This is a genomic window from Streptococcus pseudopneumoniae (assembly GCF_001074565.1).
Lineage (GTDB): Bacteria > Bacillota > Bacilli > Lactobacillales > Streptococcaceae > Streptococcus > Streptococcus pseudopneumoniae_J.
The window spans coordinates 1-845 of the sequence record NZ_JUQX01000040.1 but is presented as its reverse complement, the minus strand read 5'-3'; the positions used below and the strand labels follow the sequence as shown (position 1 = coordinate 845).

The 845-nt window shown below is 37.1% G+C and carries 1 protein-coding gene and 1 pseudogene; both read right to left on the bottom strand.

The annotated features are described in order from the left end of the window. The coding region (locus tag ADI74_RS11265) for a hypothetical protein (protein WP_049537830.1) at positions 1 to 192 on the bottom strand (192 nt) is incomplete at its 3' end. Then, a pseudogene (locus tag ADI74_RS06325) lies at positions 185 to 845 on the bottom strand (plasmid replication protein); the annotation flags it as partial. The gene ADI74_RS11265 and the pseudogene ADI74_RS06325, both read right to left, overlap by 8 nt.

The following is an 845-nucleotide window of genomic DNA, read 5'->3' as shown; positions in this document are numbered from 1 at the left end:
TTGGTTTTTTATTTTGATGTGTGATTGATTTTCACGCATCTTTTTTTTGCATCTATTCCATAAATTCCTATCATTCAGGAACATATAGATATTATCTATTTCTCGCCTTACTGGTATACACTTCCCAAAGCGTACTATACGAAAGTCAGTATCTAACCGTTCATCAAAGAACATCACAATTTTTTTAGCCATTTGTCACGTCCTTTGCTTTCTTAGGTAATATTCTAGGATAGATACAATCTTCAAGCAATTTACGAATAAAATCGTCTTTATCTTGCGAACAAAACAAATCTTCATAGTCAAAGTTCAAAACGACGCTAGAACCATCAGGACGTTGGAAATGCCCATTTTCTCTATTCTCTCGAACTTCTGAAACACTATAAAACCTTTCTTCCATTCCATGCTTTCTAGCGATTTCAGAAGAATAATTGACCCGTCTTAAATACTGGTTTATATCTTCCTCCTGGATCTGTCCAAAAAATTGTTTTGGAGACATATAAGCCGACATAATAACCAATCTCGGAACTACTAGCTTATTTCGATAKCKTGCCGACATTCTAGCCGAGTTGATTGGATCGAATAACTTCAACCAATCCGCAGGAGCTAGGCTATCCTCTCGCAAGTCATCTAAAATAAGGATTTCCTCTCCTGAATAATTGTCAAATGGATTTTTTGAGCTTGCAGAATATGAGCCACCTCTTAAACCTGCATTTTCAAGCGCTCCTTGCACCTCTAAAGCAATATCTCTAGCAAGTGTAGACTTACCAATCCCAGGTTTCCCTTGGATATATAAGACTGTCAAATCATACTCCCCATTTTGCAGAGCTTCCAAGCGTAGAACACTT